This is a genomic window from Vibrio sp. NH-7 (assembly GCF_053643215.1).
Window position 1 is genome coordinate 665,075 of sequence record NZ_CM132187.1, and the last position, 15,438, is coordinate 680,512.

Sequence of the window (15,438 nt, forward strand, 5' to 3'; positions counted from 1 at the left end):
TGTGTCTTTTTGACGTTCTTTTGTCGCGAGAATTACTTGAAAACAAGCGATGACGGGGTTTTACAACTTGGAATGTTTCTTGCGATGTCTTGGGGGTATTTCAATGTGAATGATTTAGGAGTCACTCTTTGCTCAATATTACCGACAAAAAAGTCGAAGAGGCGATTGTGCCTTTGTTGCGACTAGGGTTTAGACCTTTCTTTTTGCTTGGCGCACTGTACGCCGTTGTTTCAATTGTTGTCTGGGTATGGATGTTTCAAGCGGGTCAACCTTCAGCGCTGCAAGTGCCTGCGTTGTGGTGGCACGTTCACGAAATGTTGTTTGGCTTTGCGATGGCGATTGTGGTGGGGTTTGTGCTGACGGCGGTACAAAACTGGACGGGCATCAACGGTACCAAGCACTATCGCCTTGGGCTGCTGGTCTTGCTGTGGTTGCTACCAAGAGTGTTGTTTTGGACACCGACACCACTGTGGCTCATTTCGAGCATTGAGGCGCTGTTTCTCCTGATGACAACTTACGAAGTAGGCTCTCGAGTGGTTAAAGCGAAGGGATGGCGAAATCTATTTTTTGTCCCTCTATTTGTTCTCGCGGTCGTGGCCAACTTTGCCAGCTATGCGGCGATTAAAGGAATGCCTCCTTTTCCGGCTTCTGCTGTTTGGCAAGCGATGCTTTGGTGGTTCACCTTGCTGTTGTCGATCATGGGGAGTCGGGTGATCCCCTTCTTTACGGCGCGTCGCTTTCAGTTCGACAAGCCGCAACCTATTGTTTGGCTTGATTGGGCGGCAAACCTTCCATTGGTTGGATTGTTCATTTTAAGTTTCTTTCCTATGACATTTGCTCAGCTCGGTGCGCCTCTTATGGTGATTTCGGGTATGGCGCACTTGATAAGAGTAATGCGCTGGAAACCTTGGAAAACCTTGAGTGAACCGCTTGTTTGGTCTCTACATGCGACGTACTTATGTATTCCCATTAGCCTGCTCCTTCGTGGCTTGATTGATAATCCATTTGCGACTCATAACATGCTGCATCTGTTTGCCATTGGGGCGATAGGTGGGGTGATTCTTGCGATGATTGCTCGTGTGACTATGGGCCACACTGGGCGTGCAATCTACCAAGGACCCAACATGGTTGTAGCGTTTGTTGCCATCATTGGTGCTGCGCTGGTACGCAGTCTTGGGGTCGCATTTGACCCTGCGAACATGTTGCTTTGGATTAATGTGAGTGCAGCGCTCTGGACGTTGGCGTTTGGCTTATTCGTCTTTAAATTTGGCGCGATGCTGACAAAAGCCAGAGTTGACGGGCATCCGGGGTAGAGGGAAAGTAAAGGCTTGGCATATTCGCCAAGCCTTTTGGTTGGGTAGGAAAATGGGGGATAACCTACCTTAGCTTGCTCTAGAAAGGGTCACCACTTCAGAAGGCTGTTGACGCTTTAGATAATCACTTAGCGCCGACTGTTCTTCGCTATTTAGATAGAGCCCGAGCTTGGTTCTACGCCACAGGATATCTTCTTCGGTGACCGACATCTCCTGCTGAATCAAATAATCGATTTCACGTTGATAGACACCTTCCGCAGCCTCAGAAAATTGCATGCCGAGATCTTCGATGCTTTCTACACCATCAAGCAGCTTCCAAGTGTAGGTACCAAACTGAGTGACGTAACGCAGTAGCAAAGACTCACGGATCCATGGACACGCAGCGTGGATTTTGCGCGCGAGTTGCTCCCGTGAGCAGCTAAAGTTACCACCTGGCAACGCATGATTGGCTGTCCAACCTGTGCCCATCTCTGGCAAGTAGGGTTTTAATTTTTCGAGCGCGGCTTCACCCAGTTTGCGGTAAGTGGTGAGTTTGCCGCCAAACACTGAAAGCAGTGGCGCTTGGTCGTATTCAGCGTCGAGTTCCAACGTGTAGTCGCGAGTGATCGCTTGTGGAGAGTCTGATTCATCATCACACAATGGACGAACGCCACTGTAGGTCCAAACGACGTCATCACGTGTTAATTGATGAACGAAATGCTGATTAACAATATCGATGAGGTAATCGACTTCATCTTCAGAGATCGCCACTTCACGCGGATCGCCTTTGTATTCGACATCTGTTGTGCCAATGATCGAGAACTTATCTAAATAAGGGATCATAAACACAATGCGATTGTCTTTGTTTTGTAGGATGTAGGCTTGAGGTTCATCATGGATTCTTGGAACCACAATATGCGAGCCTTTGATCAAACGAATGTTTCTTGGAGAGACTTGCTCTAACCCATCATCAAAGAACTGTTTCACCCAAGGACCTGCGGCATTGACCAAGGCTTTCGATTTACGCTCGAAGGTTTGCCCTGTTAATTCGTCGCGAATGGTGACGTTCCACATTGTCCCTTCACGCTGCGCGCTTTCAACTCGGCAATAATTACGGATTTCCGCTTGGTTTTCTTTTGCAGCCAGAACATTGAGTAGCACTAAACGCGCATCATCGACCCAGCAATCTGAGTACTCGAAGCCTTTTTTCATTTCAGGCTTGAGGATCCCTGATTTGGCTAAATCGACACCTTTACTTGCAGGCAAAGTGGTACGCTTTCCTAAGTTGTCGTACAAAAACAGACCGCAGCGGATCATCCAAGCTGGACGCAGGAAAGGGCGATGAGGAAGACGGAAACGCATCGGCTGAGCGATATGTGGTGCTTTGTTCAGAATCACCTCGCGTTCTGCGAGCGCTTCCGAAACTAATCGAAACTCATAGTGCTCGAGGTAACGTAGCCCGCCGTGAATGAGTTTTGAGCTCGCTGAAGAAGTGGCTGAAGCAAAGTCGTTTGCTTCATACAGACCAACAGATAAACCACGTCCTGCTGCATCAGCTGCAATACCAGCGCCATTGATACCACCACCAATAACGATCAAATCTAAAATGTTTTGCGAATTAGCCGCATTCGAATTGTTACTCATAAATATGACCTTATGTTGAGCGAACGAGCATTTTTGAATCTAAACGAATCTTAGCTTAGCTTTCGTTTTTGATCATCTTTTATTTTCGTTTATGTTCGTTTGTGTGATTTAAACACAAAAAAAACCTTCGTCTGCCGACAAAGGTTTCAATAAGGTTAAAAAGTAATGAGTCTGTGTGAAATGTGCTTACTCGCTGATCACTTCAAGCGGGATTGCGTTTTCCTGCAGTATTGTGAGGATCTCTTTTGGCGGTTGCTTGTTAGTAAAGAGCATATGCAGCTGAGAAATATTGCCCAGTTTGACCATTGCGTTGCGGCCAAATTTGGTGTGATCGACCGCAAGAAATACGCTGCGACTGTTTTCGATGATCGCCTGCTTGACGCGCACTTCGTGGTAGTCGAAATCGAGCAGTGACCCATCGAAATCAATACCACTGATGCCGAGAATGCCGAAATCAAGTCGAAACTGCTTAATGAAGTCGAGTGTCGCTTCACCGACGATGCCACCGTCACGGTTACGAACCTCGCCACCGGCAAGGATGACTTTAAATTCTGGGTTAGGCAGTAGGATGGTCGCGACGTTAAGGTTATTGGTCACGATACGCAGCTGTTTGTGGCTTTTGCTCAGTGCACGCGCGATGGCTTCAGGTGTGGTACCGATATCGATAAACAGCGTTGCGCCATCTGGAATGTGCTTAACCACTTCTTCGGCGATCACGTCCTTTTCATTGAAGTTCATGTTCTTACGCGCGGAATAAGAGGTGTTTTCTGAACTCAAAGGAATGGTCGCACCGCCATGATAGCGGCGGATTTTGTTCTCATCGGCAAGTTCGTTGAGATCTCGCCTAATGGTTTGCGGACTGACATTGAACTTTTCCACGAGTTCATCAGTGCTCACGTAGCCTTGTTTTTGAACTAGGGCAATTATTTGTTGATGCCTGGGTATTTGCTTCACTCGTCGCTCCCTGTGTTCGAGCTTGATTCGAAAATAATAACTCGCGCTATTGTGCGCGAATTCTTTCGTTCTGAGAAGCGAAGCATGAGTGGAATCGGGGGGAGGACGCAAAAAAGGGCACCCTTAAGGTACCCAATGTCGCTGTTGCTGAATGAAAAGGAGGGTTATTCGTCGTCTTCGCTATGCATTTCTGACCATACTTGCGCACATTTCACAGCACGCTTCCAACCTTTATAGCGGCGGTTTCGCTTCTCTTCATCGTGGTGTGGGATAAAGGTGCGATCTAACACCGCTTTGTTTTTAAGCTCATCAATGTTGTTCCAGTAGCCCACTGCTAAGCCCGCTAGATAAGCAGCGCCCAGTGCGGTGACTTCGGTGACTTCAGGTCGGTGTACTTCGGTATCTAACACGTCGGATTGGAACTGCATTAGGAAGTTGTTGGCCACTGCGCCGCCATCAACGCGAAGGTTCGCTAGCTTGATACCAGAGTCTGCTTGCATCGCATCTAGTACGTCGCGGGTTTGGTAGGCAATGCCTTCTAGCGTCGCACGAATGATGTGATTAGAGCTTACTCCACGAGTTAGGCCAACAATGGTTCCGCGAGCATACGCGTCCCAGTATGGTGCGCCTAGTCCTGTAAACGCAGGTACCACATACACGCCGTTAGAAGAGTCTACTTTTGTCGCGAAATACTCGGAGTCTTTCGCATCGGCAAGCAGCTTCATTTCATCTCGTAGCCACTGGATGGATGCACCACCCATAAATACCGCGCCTTCTAATGCATAAGCCGGTTCACCAGCTGGGCCACAAGCTAGGGTGGTAAGGAGTCCATTGCTGGATGTGACTTTTTCTTGGCCTGTATTCATTAACAAGAAGCAACCTGTTCCGTAGGTGTTTTTCGCTTGGCCAGCTTCAACACACATTTGGCCATACAAGGCAGCTTGTTGGTCACCTGCAATACCGGCGATAGGGATACGTGTTCCTCCTTTACCACCGATGTTGGTTTGACCGTAAATTTCCGACGAGCGTTTAACTTCTGGCATCATCGACATTGGAATGTCCAGCTCGTCGAGCATTTTCTGATCCCAACACAAGTCATTGATGTTGAACAGCATAGTACGCGATGCGTTAGTGTAGTCGGTTACGTGCACGCGGCCTTGGGTCATTTTCCAGACAAGCCAAGTATCGACAGTACCAAACAGAAGTTTGCCTGCTTGCGCATCTTCACGTGCGCCTTCAACGTTATCAAGAATCCATTTCACTTTAGTGCCAGAGAAGTACGGGTCGAGCACCAAGCCCGTGTTGTCTCGAACGTAGCTTTCTAGCCCTTTCTCTTTGAGCGACTCACAGATATCTGCTGTGCGTCGACATTGCCATACGATGGCGTTGTAAACCGGTTTGCCTGTCTCTTTGTTCCAGACAATGGTGGTTTCGCGTTGGTTAGTAATACCAATACCTGCGAGTTGATCTGAGCGGATACCCGTTTTAGCCAGTGCTTCGACTAAGGTAGAGCTTTGGGTTGCCCAAATCTCAAGAGGGTCATGTTCTACCCAGCCTGCTTTTGGGTAGATCTGTGTGAATTCACGCTGCGCGACGCTGACGATGTTCGCATCGTGATCTAGGATTACGGCGCGAGAGCTTGTTGTGCCTTGGTCTAGGGCGACAATGTACTTTTGCTCGGTCATGGTAAGAATCCTTTTTGTTTCATTATTTCTATTTTAGTTAATACAGGGCAGATAGGTTACGCGCGAGCTTCTTGTGCGTCTTCTTCTGTGTCACATTGGTTTGGAATGGTACAGCCATGGCCTTCTTGAGGAAGGTATGCCGCGATTGCTTTTGGATACAACCAACCACCAAAACAGGCACCCGCGATAGGAGCAAGGATAGGGACAATAAAGTATGGAATGTCCTTCGCACCTGATAGTGCGTAATCCCAACCAGCGAAGTAGGCAAATAACTTAGGAGCAAAGTCACGAGCTGGGTTCATGGCGAAGCCAGTCAGTGGACCAAGCGAGCCGCCAATAACCGCGATGAGGATACCAATCAGTAACGGGTTCATCGCACCACGTGAAGCACCATTGCTTTCGTCGCCCAACGCAAGAATCACGAACATAAGAACAGCAGTGATGACAAATTCCACAGCAAAAGCGCCAAAGAAAGAGAGTGAAGCGTGTGGGTATGTCGAGAAAATGCCTGCGGTAGAGAGCGCTTCTTGGCTGCTTCGTGCGAAGCCGTGCGCTACTTCATAGTCGGTGAACAGGTTGCTGTAGAGAGCGTAGACCAATGCCGCTGAGCAAAATGCGCCTAGCAGTTGTGAAATGATATAAGGCACGACTTTCGCCTTATCAAAGCCATGAAAGGCAGCAAGTGCGATGGTGACCGCTGGGTTGATATGAGCCCCAGAGACGCCCGCTGTACAGTAAATCGCAATGGCAACACCAAAGCCCCATACAATGCTTATTTCCCATTGACCGAATTGTGCGCCGGTTAGAACCAGAGCAGCAACACAGCCAACGCCAAAAAAGATCAGTAATCCTGTGCCGATAAACTCGGACAGGCACTCTCCAAGTAGAGAGGGTTGTTTATTATTCATAGTAAGAGTCCTTTTGTTCCATTTGTGTGCGTAATCGTTTGGCACAACGCACATTCTGCACATTTAGAACAATTCGAAAATAAACAATCTTCAAAAATGAGCGTTCGAACATCATTTTGATAAATTAAAGTGGTTTTTTTGTTAATGAAGTTGGTGTTTTCGAACATTTTACTTTCGGGCAGGAAATTGACCGGTAAGTCAATGCGGTTAGGCTTTGGCTTGGGTGTGCTTAACGAGTAGTTAAGATGTAACATGCTGTATATGTTACATTTTTCTAACCTTGAATGGGAATAACTGTTGCTTGCTTGTGACCTTGGTTACAAGAACAAAAGCCGTTTGGAAAAAGTTTGACCAGAAAATGGTGGTAACTGGTCATACCAAAGAGAGTGCAATCGAGCGTAATGGAAAGCGAAGGGGAGGAGGCTTAGCGATAATCAATCAACTGCTGATATTTAGTGCGAAGTTCGTTGAGTGCCATCTCCACATTTGGTGCTGGCTTACTCAAGTGTTTTATCAAGGTCATAAAATAACAATCGAGGATAAGTGGGATCTTACTTTGGACAGATTCAGGAAGCTCTGCTTGGTCAAACAGCGCTTGATTAAATGATTGATAGTAGTCCATGTCCCAAATCACTTCTTTGAGCAGTGCTTTGCTGAGATTAATGTTGGCAAAATAGTAGCTGTAATAGGCTTTCGCAAACTGCATTCCTAACTCAATCGGATCTTGACTCGGCAAAGGTTGCGCTTGGTGCGATAGGGCAGCAAGTTGATTGACCATCCCTTCACGTAAAATCGCCAATTTGGTCTCAAAGTGGCTGAACACAGTGCCATCTGCCACCCCTGCGTGCCGAGCAATTTGTCGGGTAGATGTCTCCTGATAGCCTTGCTGCTCAAACAGTTGCCATGCTGATGTAAGAATTTTTTGTCTCGTTTGCTCGCGTTTGCTCATCGTGATCTCAGGATTAATTCGTTTGATCGAATCATACGCTTTGTGCTGGTTATTGACAAACTGAGCGTGCTCATTTATAAAATTGAGCGTGCTCATTTTTTGTTGAGGTGATTCATGGAAAGTATGCTTCGAACGTTTGCCATTTTGTTGTGTCGGTGGCTGATCTTTATCCCTGGGCTTTTTTGTTTTTCTTATCTTTTACGTCCGTTGCTTATGTTGGTGCTGATCCCTGGCGCGCTGATGTTCTTGGCCATTATTGGTGGCCCAGAAGTACGATCTGCGATCATGAAAATGGTTAAGGAAAGCGTATGAGTTGTATCGTTTCAGGAGATATTCCAAGTAAAAGTCGCCTCTTCGGGCGGCAGGAAAAACATGGCTTTAGCGATAGTTTGAGTTTTACGCTCACCGACCAAGATCGCAGCCCTGCCGAGGTTTATGTCGATATTTTTGGTCGTCTTCCTCAATTTGTTGGAACCTTGATGGCGTTAAGAAACCGCTTGGTCAAGCCGTTGGGTTTTGCGGTTTCACCACGCTTAGAGGCGCTCACTGTCGAGATGCTTGAGCAGCAATGTACGAATGGCTTACACCGCGTTGAGTGGTTGTCTGAAGAGGAGGTGATTTGCACCAGTGAAGACAAACATATGCAGGTGAGTCTATCGCTGCTGAAAACTGATGCTGGGCACTTCACCCTAACTACATTAGTCAACACGAACAGTTTGGTTGGTCGCGTCTACTTAATGGCGATCATTCCCTTTCATAAGGTGATAGCGCTAGCCAGTGTGAGAGGAGCGCTTTCACGTTTAGAATCGATAGATTAGCGCCCAATAGAGCGAATCAAACCGAAAGCTGCGAGTGAAAGGTCTCAATATCATGAGGCCTTTTTGCTTTCTTACGTGTGCGCTTTGGATGCGCATTATTGATGATGATTCGCAGAGAAAGGATTCGTTTGCTCGATTTCGATGAGTAAAGATAGTAACGAATTCTGTTAGAAGTGGAATGCTGCCCTTAAAAGAGGTACTTAACATTCTGTTTTTACTTAAATTTAATTGTTATGCAACATTTGTCACAGAAAGCGATTGATTTTCAAATAGAATGCGCATGTTTTCGAACGAAAGTTGTTTTTGCTCGTTCGAGTTTTAATCTCCTACCATCGCTCAAAATTATAATGAGGCCTTTATGTTTGGAATCTTTAAACCTAAGGCGCATATCGATCGCTTGCCCGCTGACAAGATCGATAGCGCCTACTCGCGCCTACGTTGGCAACTGTTTATCGGCATTTTTGTCGGTTATGCAGGCTATTATCTAGTAAGGAAGAACTTCAGCTTGGCGATGCCGTATCTCATTGAACAAGGGTTTAGCCGCGGTGATCTTGGTGTGGCTCTGGCGGCCGTTTCTATTGCTTATGGCTTGTCAAAATTCTTAATGGGCAGCGTGTCTGATCGCTCGAATCCGCGTTACTTCTTGAGTGGTGGCTTGTTAATGTCGGCCTTGGTTATGTTCTGCTTTGGCTTTATGCCATGGGCGACGGGCAGCATTACTGCGATGTTCATTTTGCTTTTTATCAACGGCTGGGTGCAAGGCATGGGGTGGCCTGCATGTGGACGAACCATGGTTCACTGGTGGTCACGCAAAGAGCGGGGCGAGATTGTATCGGTTTGGAACGTTGCTCATAACGTCGGTGGTGGTTTAATTGGTCCACTGTTTATTCTTGGTCTTTGGGCCTTCAACGATGATTGGCGTACTGCTTTCTATGTTCCCGCCTTCTTTGCCACTCTCGTTGCCGTCTTTATCTGGCTCACGGTTCGCGATACACCTCAGTCTTGCGGACTTCCTCCTATTGAAGAGCATAAAAATGATTATCCAGATGACTACGATAAGTCACATGAGACGGAGATGACGGCAAAAGAGATCTTCTTCAAATACGTATTCTCTAACAAATTACTGTGGTCGATCGCGATTGCCAATGCGTTTGTCTATTTGATTCGCTACGGTGTCTTGGACTGGGCGCCTGTTTACCTAAAAGAGGCGAAAGATTTCTCGGTCGATAAATCATCTTGGGCCTACTTCCTGTACGAATGGGCGGGTATTCCTGGCACACTTCTTTGTGGTTGGATCTCAGACAAACTATTCAAAGGCCGTCGTGCACCTGCAGGTATTTTGTTTATGGTGTTAGTGACGTTTGCTGTCTTGGTTTACTGGTTTAACCCAGCAGGCAACCCGACTGTTGATATGATGGCATTGGTGGCGATTGGTTTCTTAATTTATGGACCAGTGATGCTGATTGGTCTTTATGCGCTTGAGCTTGCACCGAAAAAAGCAGCAGGGACAGCGGCAGGTTTAACGGGGCTGTTTGGTTATCTTGGTGGTGCGGTAGCGGCGAACGCCATTTTGGGTTACACGGTTGATCACTTTGGTTGGGATGGTGGGTTTATCATTCTAGTCGGCTCTTGCATTACCTCGATTGTGTGTCTGACGTATGCGTTTTTAGGCGAGCGTGCTCACCATGAGCAAAAAGCTCGCGAGAAAGCGGCATTAGCCTAATGGAAGATAAAACAACGTCATCGGCAATTGCGCTTATCGTCATAGCGTGAGGCTTAAGCAAAAAATCCCCCAACAGATCACTGAAGGGGGATTTTTTAGAGCAGATATGCTGAATTAGTTGTTGCTGTGAAGCTCACTGTTCAGTTCAACTGCTGATTTGTTTGCAAGACATTCAATTTGACCCGTCACAGAGTTGCGGCGGAATAGAAGATCAGACACGCCAGCAAGATCACGCGCTTTAACCACTTCTACTTCTTGGCCAGAAGAGTCTAGCATGCGCACTTTTGAACCTGCAGTTACGTATAGACCAGATTCAACCGTACAACGGTCGCCTAGAGGGAAACCAAGACCTGCGTTTGCGCCTAGCAGTGAGTTTTCACCGATAGACACAACCACGGTACCACCGCCAGATAGTGTGCCCATGATAGATGCGCCGCCACCGATATCTGAGCCGTTACCAACCACAACACCCGCAGAAATACGACCTTCAACCATGCTTACGCCAGTGGTACCCGCGTTGAAGTTGATGAAGCCTTCGTGCATTACCGTTGTACCTTCACCCACATGTGCGCCAAGACGAACGCGAGACGTGTCCGCAATACGAACACCTGCTGGTACCACGTAATCAACCATTTTAGGGAACTTGTCGACACAGTCTACAGACAGTGCGCGACCCGCTAGGCGAGCTTCGATTTGACGATCAGCAAGTTCAGGTAAGTCGATTGGGCCTTCGTTTGTCCACGCGATATTGTGCAGTAGGCCAAAGATACCATCCAGTACTGTGCCGTGTGGCTGCACTAGACGGTTAGAGATAAGTTGTAGTTTTAAGAAGCCTTCAGCAACCGATGCTGGCTTTTCATCAGTTGCAAGAACAACAAGCACAAGTGGTTGAGCCGATTCTGCGGCTTTCGCTGCGAATGACGCGTTGGCGCTATCACCATTTGCTTCAAACGCTGCGGCAAGTTCAGCACTTTGCGCTGCAGAGATTTCGATCGCCTGGTTGCCTTGCTCGTAACCTGCCACTTTTGCTACTGCGTCAACAAGTGCATCTGCAGGGTTTAGTACTGGGTTTGGGAAAAATGCTTCAATGATTTTGCCGTCGCGGTTTTTAGTCGCGGTACCAAAAGCAAGAGAAAAGTAAGCCATGTTGAATCTCCGTGTTTGTATTTGCTTAGAGGGCGTCGTTGCTCTCTCAAATTAAGTTAGAGTCATCATAAAGAGAGCTATCGGGACTTTAAAGGGCTGAAATCGAGAAAGTCTGTAAGCCGATATTTTTTGTCTCTTTAGCGATATGTTGTCTTTCTGCCTATATAGGGATAGGCCCATAAAGGGGTATAAAAAAACCCGAAGCATGGCTTCGGGTTTTTGATTAAGACTTTACTTATAACTGATTGGCGTTGCGCTTTTCGCGCTTAGTGCTTATAGCTTTATATCGTCCAACCATCACACCCTTTGAGCTTAGGTGTGTTTAAGCAATTACTTGCTTAGGTCTGATGCGTGCTCAGATAGGAACGCTGCAACACCTTTTGGCGATGCGTCCATACCTGCTTTACCTTCTTCCCATTGTGCAGGACATACTTCGCCGTGCTTCTGGTGGAAGTTAAGTGCGTCTACCATGCGTAGCATTTCGTCGATGTTACGGCCTAGTGGTAGGTCGTTAACTACTTGGTGACGTACTAGACCGTCTTCGTCGATTAGGAAAGAACCACGGAAAGCAACGCCTGCTTCTGGGTGCTCAACGTCGTATGCTTTACAGATTTCGTGCTTAACGTCAGCAACTAGTGGGTACTTAACTTGACCGATACCGCCATCTTCGATAGCAGTGTTACGCCATGCGTTGTGAGAGAATTGAGAATCGATAGAAACACCGATTACTTCAACGCCTTTAGCTTGGAAATCAGCAAGACGGTTGTCAAAAGCGATTAGCTCTGATGGGCAAACGAAAGTGAAGTCTAGTGGGTAGAAGAAAACAACTGCTTTCTTACCTTTAGTGAACTCTGCGAAGTTGAAGTTATCAACGATCTCACCGTTACCTAGAACAGCTGCAGCAGTAAAATCTGGGGCTTGACGACCTACTAGTACCATTTTTTTGCTCCTAAAAAGTATGGTTAGTTCCGAATTGATGTCAGTTTTATCAACTCAGTCCGTGTTTGTACGCGACAAACTATAGTACAGATTGTAGTATGGGAAAAAGCGAATTAAATAGATTAAGTTAATCGAAAAAAGCGATAAGTTCGAATTCATTAACTTGGTCAACTTCTACCTGTTAGTTATAAATAGTTCTATGAATAAGTGGCCTAGTCTTAAACAGTTACATTACCTGATCACCCTGCATGAAACGCGTCATTTTAGCGAAGCGGCGGAAAAGTGCTTCGTGAGTCAATCGACCTTAAGTAAAGGCATTCAAAATCTAGAAGAACTGATTGGCTGTCCTCTCTATGAGAAAAAAGACAAGAAAAGCCCACTGGTGTTTACTCAAGCTGGCGAGCTCGTTGTCCAAAGCGGTCGCGATTTATTGGCCAAAGGTCAAGACTTAGTTGAACTTGGCCGTTTGTGCCAAGGCGGCGAGATGGAAGGCCAACTGCGAGTGGGTTGTATACCGACCATTGCACCTTTCTTACTCTGTGACCTCGTACAAGAGGTGAATCAGCGCTTTCCTCAATTAAACCTACTACTAAGAGAAGACACGACAACGAATCTTCTTGAAGCGCTGCGTCATGGCGAACTGGATGTTCTTATCTTGGCATTGCCGGTTGATATCGATGGCATGGACAGTCGCATTGTGGGTAATGACCCGTTTCGAATGATCATCAGTCAAAATCAAGCTGACGCGATTCAAACTCCCATAAAGTATGCAGACTTGCCGAATGAATTTGTTTTCTTATTAGAGAAAGAGCACTGTTTGACTGAACATGCCGTCTCTGCCTGTCAATTGACTGATAAAGAGAAGATCAATCCGTTTTCAGCGACGAGCCTTCATACCTTAGTGCAAATGGTGGCGAACGGGATGGGCACCACCTTTATTCCGCAAATGGCGATCGATCATGGTTTGATTGATAACCAAAACTTAGTGGTTGTTGATGCACCTGGGCAGCAAGCCCATCGACATATTGGCTTGGTTTGGCGTCCGAGTTCTTCCCGAGTCAGTACCTTTAATCAGCTTGCAGATGTCGTTTCTGAACTGCTTTGATATTTATTTCATCCGGTTTTAGCGCTTAGTATTAGCTGAGCGCCCCAATATCACCTCAAAAAGCACACTAGTTTTAGTGTGCTTTTTAGCATTTTATTCTGTTGGTAAACTTTGACTTGTAAAATTTCACAACGAAATTTTGATGAAGATTTCATTAAATTGTGAAATTTCACAATGTGAATTTTACAGCTGTAAAAAAACAGCCTGTTTAACCCAATGGTTGCATATCGCCCTTCAGCCTTGCTCAACAAGGCTTACTCCTCTCCTCTTTAAAGTTAAACACTTGTTTGAAACGATTTTACATTGCCAATTTTACTGTAATTAAATTACGTAACTGGTTACGGTTTGGTGATCAAAATCAACAACTTGCATTGAGCGGAACAAAACTTTGAATTTAACGTTTTGTTTACTTTAGGTCTTTTACTCTAACGCATGTTGGTATAGCTTAAATGCAGGCCTAGTAAGACTTATGTCTAGATTGCAAACCTATCCAAGGTTGGCGAAAGTAGAGCCACAAAACAGAAAAATCGGAATCAAATAGCAAAGAGTGAGGATGTGGTCTTGTTGTTTGATAGTTACAAATGTAATCCGGATAAAACGAGCTTTGGAAGGAACGAATTATGCTTGCCAATACACCAGATAGAGAACAAACAACAGCAGAAGCCCAAGAAACCCTACGTAAAGAAGGCATGCTTGATGTGATTGGTACCCTTTCACCAGACCATCAAGCGATTTTCCCTGTTGAAGCCCAAACCTTTTTATCTCTGCTGTGTGACAAATTCGCTAGTCAGGTCGATGAGTTGCTTGCTGCTCGAGAAGAGAAGCAAGCGCGCATCGATGCTGGTGAGTTGCCGGATTTCCTAGAGGATACGCAAGATATTCGTGAAGGGAGCTGGAAGATCCAAGGGATACCGCACGACCTACAAGATCGCCGCGTTGAGATTACCGGTCCAACTGACCGAAAAATGGTTATCAACGCATTGAATGCCAATGTAAAAGTATTCATGGCGGATTTTGAAGATTCGATGGCGCCCGCTTGGGATAAAGTGCTCGATGGACAAATCAACTTGCGCGATGCGGTTGAAGGTACCATCAGTTACACCAATCCGGTCAATGGCAAGCACTATGCGCTGGATGATGACCCAGCCGTTTTGATCTGCCGCGTGCGTGGCTTACATCTAAAAGAAAAACACGTAACTTTCAATGGACAGATCATTCCAGGGGCGCTGTTTGACTTTGCGCTTTACTTTTACAACAACCACAAATCGTTGTTGAAAAAAGGCAGCGGCCCTTACTTTTATATTCCAAAGCTGCAATCGCACAAAGAAGCGCAGTGGTGGAGCCAGGTATTCCACTTCACCGAAGACTATTTCGGCTTGGATACTGGCACCATCAAAGCCACTGTATTAATTGAAACCTTGCCTGCAGTGTTTGAGATGGATGAGATTTTGTTCTCACTCAAAGAGCACATCGTTGGTCTTAACTGTGGCCGCTGGGATTACATCTTTAGCTACATTAAAACCTTGAAAAAACACCCCGATCGCGTGCTGCCGGACCGCCAGGTGGTGACAATGGACAAGCCGTTCCTAAATGCTTATTCGCGTTTACTTGTTCGTACTTGTCACAAGCGAGGCGCTTTCGCAATGGGAGGGATGGCCGCCTTTATCCCAGCGAAAGACCCGCAAACCAATCAACAGGTGCTTGATAAGGTTTACAACGACAAATCACTCGAAGCGAGCAACGGCCATGACGGCACTTGGGTCGCGCATCCAGGACTTGCCGATACGGCACTGGCTGTGTTTGACCAAGCGTTAGGTCAGCGAAGCAACCAGCTGAATGTTTCTCGTGAGCAAGATGCGCCTGTGACGGCAGAAGACCTGCTCGCCCCGTGTGATGGAGGCATCACAGAGCAGGGGATGCGCCACAACATTCGAGTTGCGCTGCAATACATCGAGGCTTGGATCTCAGGCAATGGCTGTGTGCCTATTTATGGCCTGATGGAAGACGCGGCGACCGCTGAAATCTCTCGCGCTTCGATTTGGCAATGGATTCAACATGGCAAATCTTTAGACAACGGACAAACCGTGACTAAAGCGCTATTTGAACAATATCTGACAGAAGAGATCGAGGTTGTGAAGCAAGAAGTGGGCAATGAACGTTATCAATCAGGGCGCTTTGAAGAAGCCGCTGACTTAATGGCGAAGCTGACCACCAGTGATGAACTCACCAATTTCCTTACTATTCCAGGTTATGACTACTTGGACTAGAACAAACA

12 protein-coding genes are annotated in these 15,438 nt (G+C 46.6%); 5 read left to right on the forward strand and 7 right to left on the reverse strand.

The features are described 5' to 3' along the window. The first annotated feature begins 128 nt into the window (after nucleotides 1–128). A complete protein-coding gene (locus ACUALS_RS03285; RefSeq protein ID WP_454448845.1) occupies nucleotides 129–1,313 on the forward strand; it encodes an NnrS family protein in 1,185 nt (394 codons plus the stop codon). Nucleotides 1,314–1,382: 69 nt separating this feature from the next. Here the strand turns inward: ACUALS_RS03285 and glpD are convergent, their stop codons facing one another. From glpD to ACUALS_RS03310, 5 genes are all read right to left on the reverse strand, one after another. After that, nucleotides 1,383–2,936, reverse strand: coding sequence for a glycerol-3-phosphate dehydrogenase (gene glpD / locus ACUALS_RS03290; RefSeq protein WP_454448846.1), 1,554 nt, complete (start codon nucleotides 2,934–2,936; stop codon nucleotides 1,383–1,385). A gap of 186 nt (nucleotides 2,937–3,122) precedes the next feature. Continuing rightward, nucleotides 3,123–3,890 carry a DeoR/GlpR family transcriptional regulator gene (locus tag ACUALS_RS03295; protein ID WP_038139885.1) on the reverse strand — a complete coding sequence of 256 codons (768 nt, stop codon included), beginning with the start codon at nucleotides 3,888–3,890 and terminating at the stop codon, nucleotides 3,123–3,125. 164 nt (nucleotides 3,891–4,054) lie between these two features. After that, on the reverse strand, nucleotides 4,055–5,575 hold the full coding sequence (gene glpK / locus ACUALS_RS03300) for a glycerol kinase GlpK (RefSeq protein ID WP_005471471.1): 1,521 nt from the start codon (nucleotides 5,573–5,575) through the stop codon (nucleotides 4,055–4,057). Between the two features lie 56 nt (nucleotides 5,576–5,631). Beyond that, entirely contained in the window at nucleotides 5,632–6,483 is an 852-nt protein-coding gene (locus tag ACUALS_RS03305) for an MIP/aquaporin family protein (RefSeq protein ID WP_005471468.1), read from the reverse strand. Nucleotides 6,484–6,907: 424 nt separating this feature from the next. Continuing rightward, entirely contained in the window at nucleotides 6,908–7,432 is a 525-nt protein-coding gene (locus tag ACUALS_RS03310; protein WP_334473434.1) for a TetR/AcrR family transcriptional regulator, read from the reverse strand. A gap of 308 nt (nucleotides 7,433–7,740) precedes the next feature. On the opposite strand from ACUALS_RS03310, the gene ACUALS_RS03315 reads away from it, so the two are divergent. Both ACUALS_RS03315 and glpT read left to right on the forward strand, forming a co-directional pair. Further along, on the forward strand, nucleotides 7,741–8,250 hold the full coding sequence (locus ACUALS_RS03315; protein WP_454448847.1) for a DUF2867 domain-containing protein: 510 nt from the start codon (nucleotides 7,741–7,743) through the stop codon (nucleotides 8,248–8,250). 358 nt (nucleotides 8,251–8,608) lie between these two features. Continuing rightward, on the forward strand, nucleotides 8,609–9,973 hold the full coding sequence (gene glpT, locus ACUALS_RS03320) for a glycerol-3-phosphate transporter (RefSeq protein WP_005471482.1): 1,365 nt from the start codon (nucleotides 8,609–8,611) through the stop codon (nucleotides 9,971–9,973). Between the two features lie 114 nt (nucleotides 9,974–10,087). Here the strand turns inward: glpT and dapD are convergent, their stop codons facing one another. Further along, nucleotides 10,088–11,119: a 2,3,4,5-tetrahydropyridine-2,6-dicarboxylate N-succinyltransferase gene (dapD, locus tag ACUALS_RS03325; RefSeq protein ID WP_005471438.1), complete on the reverse strand. Its 1,032-nt coding sequence runs from the start codon at nucleotides 11,117–11,119 to the stop codon at nucleotides 10,088–10,090. A gap of 330 nt (nucleotides 11,120–11,449) precedes the next feature. Continuing rightward, on the reverse strand, nucleotides 11,450–12,058 hold the full coding sequence (locus tag ACUALS_RS03330) for a peroxiredoxin C (protein ID WP_005471449.1): 609 nt from the start codon (nucleotides 12,056–12,058) through the stop codon (nucleotides 11,450–11,452). Nucleotides 12,059–12,257: 199 nt separating this feature from the next. Between ACUALS_RS03330 and ACUALS_RS03335 the strand changes: the two genes are divergently transcribed. Together ACUALS_RS03335 and aceB are read left to right on the forward strand one after the other, a co-directional pair. Further along, nucleotides 12,258–13,163, forward strand: a complete 906-nt coding sequence (locus ACUALS_RS03335) for a hydrogen peroxide-inducible genes activator (RefSeq protein ID WP_005471575.1) — start codon at nucleotides 12,258–12,260, stop codon at nucleotides 13,161–13,163. Between the two features lie 620 nt (nucleotides 13,164–13,783). Beyond that, entirely contained in the window at nucleotides 13,784–15,430 is a 1,647-nt protein-coding gene (gene aceB, locus ACUALS_RS03340) for a malate synthase A (RefSeq protein WP_454448848.1), read from the forward strand. Nucleotides 15,431–15,438: the final 8 nt, after the last annotated feature.